At 69.5% G+C, this 14,516-nt stretch carries 12 protein-coding genes; 6 read left to right on the forward strand and 6 right to left on the reverse strand.

Annotated features, from left to right (window positions below; all coding sequences use genetic code 11):
- Positions 1 to 83: 83 nt before the first annotated feature.
- The 4 genes from purH to rpe form a co-directional block, all read right to left on the reverse strand.
- Positions 84 to 1,688 carry a bifunctional phosphoribosylaminoimidazolecarboxamide formyltransferase/IMP cyclohydrolase gene (gene purH / locus AC3IS2_RS14845; protein ID WP_489198556.1) on the reverse strand — a complete coding sequence of 535 codons (1,605 nt, stop codon included), beginning with the start codon at positions 1,686 to 1,688 and terminating at the stop codon, positions 84 to 86.
- 66 nt (positions 1,689 to 1,754) lie between these two features.
- Positions 1,755 to 2,141, reverse strand: a complete 387-nt coding sequence (locus tag AC3IS2_RS14850) for a hypothetical protein (RefSeq protein ID WP_489198557.1) — start codon at positions 2,139 to 2,141, stop codon at positions 1,755 to 1,757.
- A gap of 5 nt (positions 2,142 to 2,146) precedes the next feature.
- Positions 2,147 to 3,961 carry a heparinase II/III family protein gene (locus tag AC3IS2_RS14855; protein ID WP_489198558.1) on the reverse strand — a complete coding sequence of 605 codons (1,815 nt, stop codon included), beginning with the start codon at positions 3,959 to 3,961 and terminating at the stop codon, positions 2,147 to 2,149.
- Complete coding sequence (gene rpe / locus AC3IS2_RS14860; RefSeq protein WP_489198559.1) at positions 3,958 to 4,647, reverse strand: ribulose-phosphate 3-epimerase; 690 nt, start codon at positions 4,645 to 4,647, stop codon at positions 3,958 to 3,960. The genes AC3IS2_RS14855 and rpe overlap by 4 nt, the downstream gene beginning before the upstream one ends.
- Positions 4,648 to 4,865: 218 nt before the next feature.
- On the opposite strand from rpe, the gene AC3IS2_RS14865 reads away from it, so the two are divergent.
- From AC3IS2_RS14865 to AC3IS2_RS14875, 3 genes are all read left to right on the forward strand, one after another.
- Positions 4,866 to 5,309, forward strand: a complete 444-nt coding sequence (locus AC3IS2_RS14865) for a DUF2141 domain-containing protein (RefSeq protein ID WP_489198560.1) — start codon at positions 4,866 to 4,868, stop codon at positions 5,307 to 5,309.
- 24 nt (positions 5,310 to 5,333) lie between these two features.
- Positions 5,334 to 6,809 (forward strand): carotenoid oxygenase family protein, encoded by a 1,476-nt coding sequence (locus AC3IS2_RS14870; protein WP_489198561.1) that lies wholly within the window; start codon positions 5,334 to 5,336, stop codon positions 6,807 to 6,809.
- Positions 6,810 to 6,883: 74 nt separating this feature from the next.
- A complete protein-coding gene (locus AC3IS2_RS14875; RefSeq protein ID WP_489198562.1) occupies positions 6,884 to 7,825 on the forward strand; it encodes a hypothetical protein in 942 nt (313 codons plus the stop codon).
- On the opposite strand, the gene AC3IS2_RS14880 is transcribed toward AC3IS2_RS14875, so the two are convergent.
- Positions 7,779 to 8,543, reverse strand: coding sequence for a LytTR family DNA-binding domain-containing protein (locus tag AC3IS2_RS14880; RefSeq protein ID WP_489198563.1), 765 nt, complete (start codon positions 8,541 to 8,543; stop codon positions 7,779 to 7,781). The two genes, AC3IS2_RS14875 and AC3IS2_RS14880, sit on opposite strands and share 47 nt — an antisense overlap.
- The gene (locus tag AC3IS2_RS14885; protein ID WP_489198564.1) at positions 8,543 to 9,274 is read right to left on the reverse strand and encodes a TetR/AcrR family transcriptional regulator; all 732 of its coding nucleotides are present in this window, start codon (positions 9,272 to 9,274) and stop codon (positions 8,543 to 8,545) included. Before AC3IS2_RS14885 ends, AC3IS2_RS14880 begins: the two co-directional genes overlap by 1 nt.
- Before the next feature lie 176 nt (positions 9,275 to 9,450).
- Here AC3IS2_RS14885 and AC3IS2_RS14890 point away from each other — a divergent pair, with 176 nt between their 5' ends.
- From AC3IS2_RS14890 to sucC, 3 genes are all read left to right on the forward strand, one after another.
- On the forward strand, positions 9,451 to 11,658 hold the full coding sequence (locus tag AC3IS2_RS14890; protein WP_489198565.1) for a TonB-dependent receptor: 2,208 nt from the start codon (positions 9,451 to 9,453) through the stop codon (positions 11,656 to 11,658).
- A gap of 140 nt (positions 11,659 to 11,798) precedes the next feature.
- Positions 11,799 to 13,166 (forward strand): spinster family MFS transporter, encoded by a 1,368-nt coding sequence (locus AC3IS2_RS14895; RefSeq protein ID WP_489198566.1) that lies wholly within the window; start codon positions 11,799 to 11,801, stop codon positions 13,164 to 13,166.
- 133 nt (positions 13,167 to 13,299) lie between these two features.
- A complete protein-coding gene (sucC, locus tag AC3IS2_RS14900; RefSeq protein ID WP_489198567.1) occupies positions 13,300 to 14,490 on the forward strand; it encodes an ADP-forming succinate--CoA ligase subunit beta in 1,191 nt (396 codons plus the stop codon).
- The last annotated feature ends 26 nt before the right edge of the window (positions 14,491 to 14,516 follow it).

The raw sequence follows: 14,516 nt of genomic DNA on the forward strand, positions 1-14,516 counted from the left end.
AAAGGCGCTGCCGACGACCGGCAGCGCCCTTCTTGCGCTCAAGCAGCGAGCCGCCGCGCGGCTCGCGTTAGCGCTCTTAGTGCTTAGTGCCGGAAGACGCGGACGCCGGTGAAGGCCATGGCGATGTTGTTCTCGTCGGCGGCGGCGATGACCTCGGCGTCGCGCATCGAACCGCCCGGCTGGATCACCGCCGTGGCGCCGGCGGCGATGGCTTCCAGCAGGCCGTCGGCGAAGGGGAAGAAGGCTTCGCTGGCGCAGGCCGAGCCCTGCGCCAGCGAATGGGCCAGACCCTTGGCCTCGCCGGCTTCCTTGGCGCGGATGGCGGCGATGCGGGCCGAGTCGCGGCGGTTCATCTGGCCGGCGCCGATGCCGGCCGTCTGGCCGTCCTTGGCGTAGACGATGGCGTTGGACTTGACGTGCTTGGCCACGGTGAAGGCGAACAGCATGTCCTGGATCTCGGTCGGCGTCGGCTGGCGGCGCGTGACGATCTTCAGGTCTTCGGGCTTGATCAGCGAGCGGTCGCGCGACTGGACCAGGAAGCCGCCGGCGACCGAGCGGAAGACCTCGCCCGCGCCGTGGGGGTTGGGCAGGCCGTCGGTGATCAGCAGGCGCAGGTTCTTCTTGGCGGCGAAGACCTCCTTGGCCTCCTCGTCGGCGCCGGGGGCGATGACGACCTCGGTGAAGATGCCGGTGATGGCGCGGGCGTCCTCGCCGTTCAGCGGGCGGTTGACGGCGATGACGCCGCCGAAGGCCGACACCGCGTCGCATTCCAGCGCGCGGGCGTAGGCTTCCGACAGGGTGGCGCCGACGGCCACGCCGCAGGGGTTGGCGTGCTTGACGATGACGCAGGCCGGGGCCTCGAACTCGGCCACCAGCTCATAGGCGGCGTCGGCGTCGGCGATGTTGTTGTAGCCCAGCTCCTTGCCCTGGACCTGTTCGGCATAGGCCACGCCCGGGCGCTTCTCGCCGGTGCGGTAGAAGGCGCCGGTCTGGTGCGGGTTTTCGCCATAGCGCAGGGTCTGGGCCAGCGATCCGGCGATCGACTTGCGGGCCGGGGCGGCGTCGTTCAGCTGAGCGGCGAACCACGACGACACGGCGGCGTCATAGGCGGCGGTGCGGGCGAAGGCGCGGGCGGCCAGTTGCTTGCGCAGGTTGAGCGTGGTCGAACCGTCGGCCTTCAGCGCCTCAAGGATCAGGCCGATGCTTTCCGCGTCCACAGCGACGGCGACGTGGCCGTGGTTCTTGCTGCCCGAGCGGATCATGGCCGGGCCGCCGATGTCGATGTTCTCGATGGCCGCTTCAAAACCGCCGCCGGATTCCACTGTCTTCTCGAACGGATAGAGGTCGATCCAGACGATATCGATGGCGCCGATCTTGTGCTCGGTCATGGCCTCGGCGTGGGCCGGGGCGTTGCGCACGCCCAGCAGGCCGCCGTGCACGACGGGGTGCAGGGTCTTGACCCGGCCGTCCATCATTTCCGGGAAGCCGGTCAGATCGGCCACGTCCTTGACCGGCAGGCCATAGCCCGCGATCGCCGCCTTGGTGCCGCCGGTCGAGACCAGCTCGACGCCGAGACCGGCCAGGGTGCGCGCGACATCCTCGAGCCCCGCCTTGTCCGACAATGAAATCAGGGCACGGACAGGTTTGATCGCGTCCGGGGCGGGCGGAAAGTCGGGAGCGGCGGGCATGGGCGGCGTCCGTTAACAGCTGGGGCGGGGAGATGGCGCGGCCTCTAGCACCATCGGGGCGCGGCGTCAGCCCTTGGCGGCCTCAGCCTTGGGCACGACCATGAAGTCGCCCCGTTGCGCGGGGCGCCAGTCCGCTTCTGGCGGCCAGCTGTTCTTGGGTCCCGACCATCGGGCCGCCATGTAGGTCTCAGGCTCTAGCCGCTCGCCATTCAACAAAAGCACGCACTGAATGCTCAGGATGCGTGCCGACATGCGAACCGACAGTTCGCCCTCGCCGATCATGGTCAACCAGGGCTCAGCATAGGCCTGGTGCGTGCGGAACATGCCCTGGCTGTCCTGGACGGTCTCGTCGTTGACCCTCAACCGTTCCTGAGCCCAGCCCAGCCAGTTGAAGGCGTTGTCCACCATCACGGTCGAGTTGCCGACCCGGTAGGTCCAACGCTGACAGATCATCAGCACTAGTGCGGGTCGCCCGCCGCGCCTGCGGGGCTCAGCTTCCAGCGGATCTTGGTGTCCGCGTCGGTGCGGGCGGAACCGCGGACGACGATCTGCAGGGACCGTCGGGTCAGGCCCTCGTCGACGTGGACGGCGGGTTCGATGGCCACGTCGGGGCCGTCGCTGCGGAACCACCAGCCGCGTCCCGAATGGCCGCGCAGCAGGATGGAGCGGCGGTCGCGGGCCAGCGAGGCCTGGACGCCGGGCTCCAGCTGGAAGCGCAGGGCGTAGGGGGCGGCCAGGGCGCGGGTCACGTCGGGGCGGTTCTCCGGCGGATGCAGCCGCTCCTCGGCGCGCAGTTCGTCCATCCGCTGATCCAGATAGAGGCGGCGCTGATGCATCAGGCCGTAGCCGGGCATCCAGCCGTCGTGCTCGACCTCCAGCCAGACGGCGCCGTCGCCTTCGCGGTGGTCGCGGCTGACGTGCAGGGTCGGGCCGACCAGGCGCGGACCCAGAAGCTCGGACTTCCAGCCGGACAGGGGTTCGCCCAGCGGCTGTTCGCCGAGCGTCAGCGTCGAGGCGCCCGGCGTCAGGCGCAGGGCCTGACGGTCCAGGGCGCGCGGGGTCCAGCCGGCCGAGGTGAACAGGCGGTCGCGGCCGCAGACGACTTCTAGTGCAGCCGGTTGGCCGCAGGCGGCGGCCGACCAGGCGCCGCGCGCCGGGGCCTCGACATCGACCATGACGGTCAGCAAGGGGCTGGAAATGCGCACCAGACCGCCGACGGCGCCGCTGGCGGGCGGGGCCGGGGTCTCGTCATGGGCTCGGGCGGCGGAGACGCGCTCGGGCGTCGAGGAACCGCCGCCCTGGAAGGCGGCCAGCCGACCGTCGGGCAGGGCCAGAACGCGAAGGCTGGTGGTCAGGCGCGAGATGGCGGCGGCGACGGCCTCGGGCGTCGGCTCGGACAACTGGGCCAGGGCGTCGTCCAGGGTCAGCAGGTCGAGCAGCAGCTCCAGCCCCATTTCGGGGGCGCGGGCGGCGTGATGGCCGTCGGCGGCGACGGCAGCTTCCAGCGCGTGGGGCAGGCGCTTCAGCGCGGTGCGGCGGATGGCTTCGCCCGCCTTGCCGGCCAGGGCGCAGCCGGCCACGGCGGCGGCGGTCAGGCGCTCGGCCCGGCCCATCGGCCCGCCGGGCGGACGCAGCAACTGGCGGGCTTGCCGCGCCAGAATGTCGGTCAGGCGCAGGCGCTCGGCCTCGGTCGCGACCCCCGCCAGGCGCCGCCCGGCGCAGGCCAGGTTGTAGGTGCGCCGCGCCAGAATGTCGGGGTCCCAGGAGAAGGGCGACCAGCGGTTGAAGATGTCGTCCCAGGCCAATGTCAGCGCCAGGGCCTCGCGCACGCCGCGATCGCCGTGGGCCATCATCTCGGGCATCCAGACGAAGGCGTGCAGTTCGACGGCGAAGGCGCGGCTGGGGGTGGGGCGGTTCCACAGGTCGGCGGGACCCTCGGCGTCGAGGCTGAGCCCGGCCAGGGTGAAACGGCCCGACAGCAGCGGACGCGGCGCCTCTTCACGCAGGGGACGGAAGTCGCGCGGACTGACGGCGAAGCCGTCGGCGCGGGCGCCCCTTAGCGTCAGCATATAGCCGGGCAGGCCGTAGAGCTCGATCCACAGCTGGCGCGCCGCCAGCTGTCCGGCGACGGCGGCCCACAGGGCGGGATCGGTCTTGGGCCCGCCGCCCGCGCGCACCGGGGTGCGAACCGGGGCGCCGCGCAGGCCGGGGATATGACCCTCGTTCAGGCCGCCTTCCGTTTCGCGCGGGGCGAAGGGGGCGAGGGGGCTCACGCGGCGGCGGCCTTCAGGGCTTGAATGTTGGCGGCATAGGCGTCCGGCCCGCCCTTGAAGACGAAGGAGCCGGCGACCAGGGCGTCGGCCCCGGCGGACAGGCAGGCCCCGGCGTTGTCGGCGATGACGCCGCCGTCCACCTGCAGGTGGGCCTTGGACCCGGCGCGGTCGAGGATGGCGCGGGCGCGTTCGATCTTCTTCAGCGCCGAGGGGATGAATTTCTGGCCGCCGAAGCCCGGGTTGACCGACATGATCAGCACCAGGTCGACCAGGTCGACGGCTTCCTCGAGGATCGACAGCGGCGTGGCCGGGTTGAAGACCAGACCGGCCTTGGCGCCTAGCTGGCGGATGCGGCCGAGGGTGCGGTGAACGTGGGGGCCGCTCTCGGGGTGGATGCTCAGCACGTCGGCGCCGGCCTCGCGGAAGGCCTCCAGCCAGGGGTCCACCGGGGCGACCATCAGGTGAACGTCGAACGGCAGGGTCGTGTGCGGGCGCAGGGCCTTCATCACGTCCGGGCCGAGGGTCAGGTTGGGGACGAAGTGGCCGTCCATCACATCGACGTGGATCCAGTCGGCGCCCGCGGCCTCCAGCGCGCGGACCTCTTCGCCCAGCTTGGAAAAGTCGCTGGCGAGGATGGAGGGGCAGATCAGCGGGGCGGCGACGGCGGCGGGGGCGGACTGGGTCATGGTTCTGCGACTTACGGCCATGGCGCGCGGGGGGCAAGCCGGACTGCTGACGCAGGGCGCGACGCGCGCGAGGACAAGCTGTTCATTCGCGCTTCGCGAGCGGTCGGCGGTGGTCGTTGGCGAAGGCGCGGCGGTCGCGGACGCAAGGCCGCTGGCAAGGCCCGGCGGTGAGGCGGAGGAAGGCGGCGACTTCTTCAGCCGTCCCGAAAGGACCCGCCATGATCCGCACCCTCGCTGTCGCCGCCTTGCTGGCTTTCGCTTCGCCGGCCCTCGCCCAGTCTGCTTCTCAGTCCGCCTCTCAGGCCGCCGACAACCGCCTGACCCTGACCTTCGAGACCGGGGCCGAAACCGGCGCGGTCATGGTGGCCCTTTACGACGCCGAGGCCGCCTATGAGGGCGGCGCCCCGACGCGGGTCGCCCGCGTCGACGTGGCGGCGGGCGGGCGCGACGCCGTGTTCGAGAATCTGCCCGCCGGCGCCTACGGCATGAAGGCCTTCCACGACGTGGACGGCGACGGGAAGATGAACGTCAATCCGTTCGGCATGCCGACCGAACCCTACGCCTTCTCCAACAACGCGGTCGGCAACATGGGGCCGGCCAGGTGGGACCGCGCCCGGTTCGAGGTCTCGGGCGCGACGGCCCAGACCATCCGTCTCCGCTAAGCCCAGATGTCCGGAGCCCTCGACATGACCCCGTCCCGCCGCACCCTGTTCATGGGCGCCGCCGCGCTTTCCGGCGCCCTGGCCGCTGCTCGCGTCCTGACCCCCGACCGGGCCTATGCTGCGCAAGCCTTGGCGGCGACCGCCGACTGGTCGCTGGCCACGGCCGACATCGAGGGCGACGTGGCGCCGCGCGCCCTGAGGCTGGTCCACGGCCGGGCGCCTGAGGGGCTGTCGGGCAGCCTCTATCGCAACGGCCCGGCCAGGTTCCGCCGACCGGGCGGCTCGGCCCAGCACTGGTTCGACGGCGACGGCCTGATCCGCCGCTGGCGGGTTCAGGACGGTCAGGCGTCGCTGGCCGCCCGTTTCGCCGACACGCCCAAGCGGCGGCAGGAGGCCGAGGTCGGGGCCATGCTGATGCCGGGCTTCGGCACGGCGGCCGATCCGCGCGCCCGCATCGGCTCGGCCGACGACGCCAGCGCGGCCAACACCTCGGTGCACAGGGTCGGCGACAAGCTCTGGGCGCTGTGGGAGGCCGGCTCGCCCCTGGCCATGGATCCCGAGACGCTTGAGACCGAGGAGTTCGTCGCCCTGCGTCCGGATCTGAAGGGCATGCCCTTCCTGGCCCATCCACGCATCGAGCCGGACGGCCGCATCTGGAACCTGGGGATGAACGGCAAGCAGGCGGTGGTGTGGCGACTGGCGGCGGACGGAGCGCTGGAAGCGGCCGACGTCATCCCCCTGCCGCGCGCCAGCTATGTCCACGACTTCACCGCCACGGCTCGGCATCTGGTCATCGTGCTGCAGCCCTGGGTCCATGCGCGAAACGTCATGCCCCTGTCGGCGGCCATGGCCTGGCGGCCCGAGGAGGGGACGCAGGTGCTGGTGATCGACAAGGCGGACCTGAGCCGGCGCCGGGTGTTCGACCTGCCGCCCTTCGGCTTCTTCCACGTCGGCGACGCCTGGGAGGAGGCCGACGGCACGATCCGCTTCGACCTGTGCGCCCACAAGGACATGGATTTCGCCGCGCGCGGCGCCCATGACATCCTGAACGGCGTGCCCCTCGGCGGCGAACCGGCCGAACTGGCCATGGTGGTGCTGGAGGCCGGCGGTCGCGGCCGGCTGGAGCGGACCGGGGTGGTGGCCGAGTTCCCGCGCGGCGATCCGCGGCGCGCCGGTCTGGCCCGACGCTTCAGTCTGCACACGACGGGCGAGCGCGCCGACCGCCCCCTGGCCGGCGGGGTGGCCGTCACCGACTGGTCGTCAGGCCGCACCCGGTCCTTCGCCTTCGGCCCCGACCATGTGACGGACGAGATGGTCTATGTCCCCAAGCCCGGCGGCGCGCACGAGGCCGACGCCTGGCTGGTCGGCCCGAGCATCAACCTGAAGGCGGGGGTCAGCGAACTGCACGTGCTGGACCTGATGCGCGTCGAGGACGGCCCCGTCGCCACCTGGCGCGCCGACGTGGCCCTGCCGGCGGCCTTCCACGGGAACTGGGTGTGACCAGGCCGCCCTTGCGCCAAGAAGCAGAATGGAGAATCGTTGTTCTTTGAGTGCTGCGCATAGAGGAGGCGGCCTTGACGGTGAGCGCATGGCTATTGGCGCTGGGCATGGCCGCCAGCTGGCAGGAAGCGCCGCAGACGCAGCCTCCCTACGCCGTTGACGAAATCGTCGTTCACGGCGTCCGCGCCGAAGCCGTGGCGCGAACGGTCGAGGCCTTGACCGAACCCAGCCGCGTCGGACAGGCGCGCGGCCAGCTGGCGCGCTGGACACAGCCGATCTGTGTGCAGGTCATTGGCGGAGCGCCCGGCGCGAACCGCGCCTTCGCCACGCAGGTCGCGTCGGCGGTCGGCGAACTGGGACTGTCGGCTGCGACGACGCGATGCCGGGCCAATGTCGTGGTGGTCCTGGCGGAGGACGCCGAAGGGTTCGCCCGTCTGTTCGCGGAACAACGCCGCATCGGCTTCTTCGCCAACAAGGGTGAGGCCTTGCGCGCCTTCCGCGAGGCGAGGACCCCGGTCCGCTGGGCGCATGTCGTTACATCCAGGGGCGGAGGCGAGGGGGCGGTCGAGAGCGCCGGGGCGGCTTCGGCGGTGAACGCTGACGCCGGCTCTACCAAACTGGTGGACTCGCGATTGCGCTACAGCACGTCGGAAGCGATCTCGCGAACCCTTCTGGTGGTGGACGGCCGCAGAGCCGCCGATGTCCCGGCGGATGCGCTGGCGCGCTATGTGGCGTTTGCGGCGGTCACGGACCTGCCGACGGAACACCGCCCGGCGGACGATAGTATTCTCGGTCTTTTCGACGCCGCCGAAGGGAAGGCGCCGAGAGAATTCAGTCGCTGGGACCGCGCCTTCGTCAGCGCTCTTTACGCCGTCAGCCCTGATCGGCCCTTCGACGTCCAGCGTCGCGAAATGGTCAACAGGATGCTGTGTGATCTGTCCGGCGACGATCCGCTGGCGTCAGGCGTGATCACCACCACCCCGCCTCCCGCAGCGCCCGGGCGTAGCGGCGGCTGACGGGGGCGACGGGGCCGTCTTCCAGGGTCAGGGCGGCGCGGCCGTCGCCGCGGGCGACGGAGGCCACGGCGTCCCTGGCCACCCACCAGCTGCGGTGGGTCTGGGCGCCTTCCAGCCCTTCCAGTTCATTGAGGGCGTCGGCCAGCCGCATCAGGATCAGGTCCGAGCCTCGATCGGTGTGCAGGCGCAGATAATGATCCTCGGCCTGAACCGCGATCAGCCGGGCGCCGCGCAGCTTGGGCGGCAGGCGGTCGAGGAAGCGGGCGGGCGCGGCGCCGGGGGCGGCGGCGTGGGTCTCGACCGGGCGTTCGCGGCCGAGAAAGACGTTCAGCGCGCTGAGCACGGCGGTGATCAGCATCACCGGCGGCAGGAAGTTGATCAGGGCCTCCAGCGGGAACAGCCGTCCCTCGAAGAAGAGGCCGGTCGCGGCCCAGACGCCGACGGTCAGGGGGCCGCTGATGATCGCCGTCAGCGCCGCCGTCACGGCCCAGGGGCGGGCGTCCTGATCAATGAAGCGGGTGATCAGGGCGCCGCAGGCATGGCCCCACAGTCCGCCCAGTACCAGCATGGGGATCCAGTAGAGCAGCCGCTGCGTCAGGGGCGCGCCGCCCGAGCCGAAGGCGCCGCTGACGGCCAGGAACAGGCCCGCGACGACGGCCACGACCAGGCCGCGCAGGAAGTCGCGGCCCTTGGCTCCCAACTGCCCCCGAAACCGCATCAGCCGCCCGATTTCGGGCCGCAGACGGCGCGGAAGCCGGCGGCGGCGAAGCGCACCATGTAGTCGCAGGCGCTGTCCAGGTCGCCGGACTTGCACAGGCCGCCGGACAGGCGGTCCAGGCGCCCGGTCTCGCCCAGCGTCAGGGTCAGGGCGCCTGACAGGTTGTGGTAGGCCCAGTAGAGATCGGTCTCCTCGGCCTCGGGCAGGACGCGCTTGACCAACTCCAGCAGACGCCGGATCGCCGGGTCGAAATAGCGGGCCATGGTCTCGCCGCCGAAGGCCGGGTTGGCGTTGGTCTGGGCCACCAGGGCGGCATAGTGCTTCCACCCCGGCCCGCCCTTCAGCGACCACTGGAACGGCGGGCGCAGGAAGGCCTCGAACAGACCCTCCAGCGTCATGGCCTCGCCCGCCGCCTCGGCGTAGCGGTCCACGGCGGCGACCCGCTCGTTGTTCCAGACCTCGGCGCGGCGGGTGAAGACGGCGTCGAACAACTCCTTCTTGGCCCCGAAGTAGTAGTGGACCAGGGCCGTATCCACGCCCGCCTCGCGCGCCACCTCGCGGATGGTGACGCCGTAGAAGCCATGTTTCGAGAACAGGTCCTCGGCGGCGTTCAGGATGGCGTCGCGGGTCTCGCCGGCGGCGGCGGTCTTGGTCTTCTTGGGCCGGCCGCGACGGGCCGGAGCGGCGACGACGGGCGGCAGGGTCGGGGCGGTGTCGTCGTCAGGTTTCATGCGCGCAAGCTAGTCGTGCTTCGACCCTCAGTGCAACGGCGCCACAGGCGCAGGCCATTTGCGGCGCTTCCAGCGTGGCCGTTTGACAGACCGGCGAAACATCGGCACGGTCCATGAAAATCATTGAACGCTGAATAAAAGCGTCGATTGGGCTGGAAACAGGGATTGGGATCCAAATGAACAGACTCGTGAAGACCGTCTTGCTGGCGGGCGCCGCCTGGGGCGCGCTCTCGGCCACCGCCGTGGCGCAGGACGCCTCGACCGAAACCCAGGCTTCGAACGTCGACGACATCATCGTCACCGCGCGCCGCCGCGAGGAAACCCTGAAGGACGTTCCGGTCTCGGTCTCGGCCCTGGGCGCCGAGCGTCTGGAGGAAACCGGCGCGACCGACATCACCGCCCTGCAGCAGCAGACCCCGAACGCCACGGTTCAGGTCGCGCGCGGATCGAACTCCACGCTGATCTCCTTCATCCGCGGCATCGGCCAGCAGGACCCGCTGTGGGGCTTCGAGCCCGGCGTCGGTCTCTATATCGACGACGTCTATGTCGCCCGTCCCCAAGGCGCCGTCCTGGACATCTTCGACATTCAGCGCATCGAAGTCCTGCGCGGGCCGCAGGGCTCGCTCTATGGCCGCAACACCGTCGGCGGGGCGATCAAGTACGTCACCTCGCGCCTGGACGCCGAGTCGCCCGAACTGACCCTGCGCGGCGCCTACGGCAGCTACAACCAGATCGATCTTCTGGCCCAGGGCTCGATGCCGGTCAGCGACAAGCTGCGCATCGGCGGCGCGATCGCCAGCTACAACCGCGACGGCTACGGCGAGAACCTGAACACGGGCGCCGAACATTATGACAAGGACGTTCTGGCCGGCCGCGCCAGCGTCGAGTTCCAGCCCTACGACAACGCCTTCTTCCGCCTGGCCTATGACCGGGTCGAGGACAAGTCGAACCCGCGTCACGGCCACCGCGAAGTCGCCGGCGTCGGTCCGGGCGCCGGCATCCCCGGCAGCGTCTACGACACCCACGCCGGCCTCGGCGACAAGAACAAGGTGACGACCGAAGGCGTGTCGCTGACCGCCCAGATCGACCTGAGCGACGTCTGGTCGGTCAAGTCGATCACCGCCTATCGCACCGGCGACACCGACACCCTGATCGACTTCGACAACACCCCGGCGCCGACGCTGGACATCCCCGCCGTCTACGGCGACCACCAGTTCACCCAGGAATTCCAGGCGCTGTTCAGCACCGACCGGATCCAGGGCGTGGCCGGCATCTTCTATCTGGACGGCACGGCCTCGGGCGCCTTCGACACCATCCTGGGCAACCTGGGCATCGTCATCGGCACCGCCGGCTATGTGAAGACGACCAGCGTCGCCCTGTTCAGCGACGTCAACCTCGACCTGACCGATCGCCTGCACCTGGGCCTGGGGGCCCGCTACACGCTGGACGACAAGACCGGCCACGTCTTCCGCGCCAACTATCTGGGCGCGACCCGCAGTCCGCTGCTGGGCGGCACGGCGCGCAACCCCCTGCTGCTGCGCACGGACTACACCCGCTCGAACCAGTTCGACCAGTTCACGCCCAAGGCCTCGCTGTCCTATGACTTCTCGGACCGCATCACCGGCTACGCCTCCTATTCCAAGGGCTTCAAGTCGGGCGGCTTCGACATGCGCGGCGACGCCATCCTGACGCCGAACACGGTCAACGGCTATCAGCCGGAAACGGTCGATTCCTATGAGATCGGGCTGAAGGGCTCGGCCTTCGATCGTCGTCTGAGCTTCGCCTCGGCCGTCTTCTACAACGAGTATCAGGACCAGCAGGTCACCACCCAGGTCCCGGCCGTGGGCGGCATCGCCAGCTTCGTCGACAACGTCGGCTCCTCGAAATTCTTCGGGGCGGAACTGGAAGGTTCGGTCGTCGTGACCGACAGCCTGACGGCCAACTTCGCCATCGGCTACCTCGACTCGAAGTTTGAGGAATTCCTGCGCTTCAACCTGACCACCGGCAAGTTCGAGGACATTTCGAACCTGGTGGTGCTGCAGAACGCGCCGAAGTGGACCGGCTATCTGGGCCTGACCTGGCGCGGCGACGTGGCGGGCGGCTCGCTGGCGGTGACGCCGTCGGTCAGCTATCGCGACGACTACAGCCAGTTCGAGTTCCCCAACCCGGTGCTGGATCAGGAAGCCTTCGCCCTGGTCGACCTGTCGGCGGTCTGGACGGACCCGAGCCAGAAGTGGACCGTCGGCGTCTACGGCAAGAACCTGACGGACGAGGCGTATCGCGTCGGCGGCTACAACTTCCTCGGCGCCGCCTTCAACAACTCGCTGATCGGCTACTACGGCCCGCCGCGCACCGTGACGGCCTCGCTGCAATACAAGTTCTGATCGAGAAATTTCTCCTGAACGCCTGATCATCTGATCGCGGGCGGCGGTTCAGACCGAACCGCCGCCCTTTTTCTTTGGCACCGCCCGGCGACGCCGCTACCGTTCGCAACAACGGGACAGCCAGTCCGAGGGGGCAAGCCATGACCACGTCCGAGGCCGCAGCGCCGCAAGAGGCCGTCGAGAAGGCCGTCTCGCCCGGCTATCGCTATTATGTGCTGGGGGTCCTGATCCTCATCTACATGCTGAACTTCCTCGACCGTCAGATCATCGGCATCCTGGCGGCGCCGCTGAAGGCCGAGTTCGGCCTGTCGGACAGCCAGTTCGGCCTGCTGGGCGGCCTGGCCTTCGCCCTGCTCTATTCGACCCTGGCCATCCCGATCGCCTGGCTGGCCGACCGGGTCAGCCGCGTCTGGATCATGACGGCGGCCCTGACCATCTGGTCGGGCTTCACCGCCCTGTGCGGCGTGGCGGGCAGCTTCGGCCAACTGTTCTTGTGCCGCATGGGCGTGGGCATCGGCGAGGCGGGCGGCGTGGCCCCGGCCTATTCCCTGATCGCCGACTACTTCCCCAAGTCGCAGCGCGCACGGGCCCTGGCGGCCTACGCCTTCGGCATTCCCCTGGGCATGGCGGCGGGCACCCTGGTCGGCGGCCTGCTTGCGGCCAGATATGGTTGGCAAACAGCCTTCATCGTGGTCGGGGTGCTGGGCGTGCTGGTCGCGCCGATCCTGCGTCTGACGGTCAAGGACCCCAGGCGCGGCGGCATGGACGCGCCCGCTGTTGAAACGCCCAGGGCCGCCCCCGTCGTGCAGAAGGCCCCGCCCTTCGGCGAGGTGATCAGGACCCTGGCGCCCAAGCCCAGCTTCTGGCTGCTGGCCTTCGGGGCGGCCTCGTCGTCGGTCTGCGGCTACGGCGTCGCCGCCTGGCTGCCCAGCTTCTTCATGCGCAGCTTCGGCCTGAGCCTGTCGCAGACGGCCTGGTATTATTCGGCCATCGTCATGGTCGGCGGCGTGGCCGGCATCTGGCTGGGCGGCGTCATGGCTGATCGCCTGGGCAAGAAGTCCAAGGCCGCCTATCCGCTGACGCCCGCCATCGCCTTCCTGATCTCGGTGCCCTGTTTCATCCTGGCCATGAACTCGGGCGCGCTGGTCGGGGCGATCATGCCGGGGGCGAACCCGAACGGGGCCGCGGCCCTGACCCTGGCCTTCCTGATCTTCCTGATCCCGACGGGCCTGAACCTGACCTGGCTGGGGCCGATCACGGCGGCGGTGCAGCACCTGGCGACGCCGGTCATGCGCACCACGGCCTCGGCCCTGTTCCTGCTGATCAACAACCTGCTGGGGATCGCCGTCGGCATCTACTACTTCGGCTGGATGTCGGATCTGCTGCGCCCGAGCTTCGGCGAGGAGAGCCTGCGCTGGGCCATCTACACCGGCATGGGCTTCTACCTGTTGTCGTCGGCGCTGCTGTTCGGGGCCTCGCGCACGCTCAAGAAGGACTGGGTCGACTGATCCAGCCCAGCTTGGGGCATAAGAAAAGCCTCATGCGGCCATAAGAAGAGGGACGGTTGCGCAGGCGAAGGCGCGACGCCTATAAGCGCGACCAAAGTTTCCACAACCCTCCTCCCAACGGCGCGGATCAGACATGAACATTCACGAGTATCAGGCCAAGCAGGTTCTCAAGGCCTTCGGCGCTCCGGTCGCCGAAGGCGTCGCCATCACCTCGGCCGACCAGGCCGAAGCCGCCGCCAAGCAACTGCCTGGCCCGCTCTACGTCGTGAAGTCGCAGATCCACGCCGGCGGCCGCGGCAAGGGCAAGTTCAAGGAACTGCCGGCTGACGCCAAGGGCGGCGTGCGCCTGGCCTTCTCGATCGAGGACGTGGTCAAGCACGCCCAGGAAATGCTCGGCAACACCCTGGTGACGGCCCAGACCACGGACGCCGGCAAGCAGGTCAACCGCCTCTACATCGAAGACGGCGCCGACATCTCGCGCGAACTGTACCTGTCGATCCTGGTCGACCGCGCCTACGGCCGCATCGCCTTCGTCGTCTCGACCGAAGGCGGCATGGACATCGAAGCCGTCGCTCACGACACCCCGGAAAAGATCATCACCGTCGTCATCGACCCGACGACCGGCGTGACCGAAGCCGACTGCGCTGCCCTGTCGGACGCGCTGAAGCTGGACGGCGACGCCCGCGAAGACGGCAAGTCGCTGTTCCCGGCCCTGTACAAAGCCTTCGTCGAGAAGGACATGGCCATGCTGGAAGTGAACCCGCTGATCGTCATGGAAAACGGCCGCCTGCGCGTTCTGGACGCCAAGGTGTCGTTCGACGGCAACGCCCTGTTCCGTCACCCCGACATCAAGGAACTGCGCGACGTCACCGAGGAAGACGCCAAGGAAATCGAAGCCTCGGAATGGGACCTGGCCTACGTGGCGCTCGACGGCAACATCGGCTGCATGGTCAACGGCGCCGGTCTGGCCATGGCGACCATGGACATCATCAAGCTGTACGGCAAAGAGCCGGCCAACTTCTGCGACGTCGGCGGCGGCGCCGGCAAGGACAAGGTCGCGGCGGCCTTCAAGATCATCACCGCTGACCCGGCCGTCCAGGGCATCCTGGTCAACATCTTCGGCGGCATCATGAAGTGCGACGTCATCGCCGAAGGCGTGGTCGCGGCCGTCAAGGAAGTGGGCCTGAAGGTGCCGCTGGTGGTGCGTCTGGAAGGCACCAACGCCGAGCTGGGCAAGAAGATCCTGAACGAGAGCGGCCTGGCCATCACGGCCGCGGACGACCTCGACGACGCCGCCCAGAAGATCGTCGCGGCGGTCGGCTGAGTTCGTTCGCTTACCGTCCCTGAACA

This window comes from Brevundimonas sp. KH_025, from assembly GCF_057839885.1.